Origin of the sequence: Mycobacterium arosiense ATCC BAA-1401 = DSM 45069, assembly GCF_002086125.1 — a bacterium.
Taxonomy (GTDB): Bacteria; Actinomycetota; Actinomycetes; order Mycobacteriales; family Mycobacteriaceae; genus Mycobacterium; species Mycobacterium arosiense.
The window spans coordinates 1-334 of the sequence record NZ_MVHG01000278.1 but is presented as its reverse complement, the minus strand read 5'-3'; the positions used below and the strand labels follow the sequence as shown (position 1 = coordinate 334).

Below are 334 nucleotides of genomic sequence, written 5' to 3'. Positions count from 1 at the left end.
GAACTGTCCCTCGGCCAGGACCCGGTGCAGGTTCTTCTGCCGCTTGAGGAACTCCAGCGGCTGTTCGATCCGGTACAGGCGCACGTCGACCCCGCCATAGGGCTCCATGCGGTAGCGCCGGTAGTCGCGGCCGGGCGCTTCGAGACGGACCCGCGCTTCCTCGTCGGTGGCGAAGCTGCTGTCGGCGAGCAGGAAGAAGGATTCGCCGGCCATCGGCGTGTAGCCGCTCGGTTCCACCGTGTCTTCCGCCTGGACGGCGGCGAACGGCAGCAGGACCAGGGCGGCGACCGCCAGGCTACGGCTGAAACGGCGCAGGTTGCTCATTGCTGTGGTC

General features: G+C 68.3%; 1 protein-coding gene. It reads right to left on the bottom strand.

Features of this window, described 5'->3' with window-relative positions; genetic code table 11:
- Positions 1 to 324 (bottom strand): hypothetical protein (locus tag BST14_RS31915; protein WP_142279711.1); only part of this gene is annotated, 324 nt, incomplete at its 3' end.
- Positions 325 to 334 lie beyond the last annotated feature (10 nt).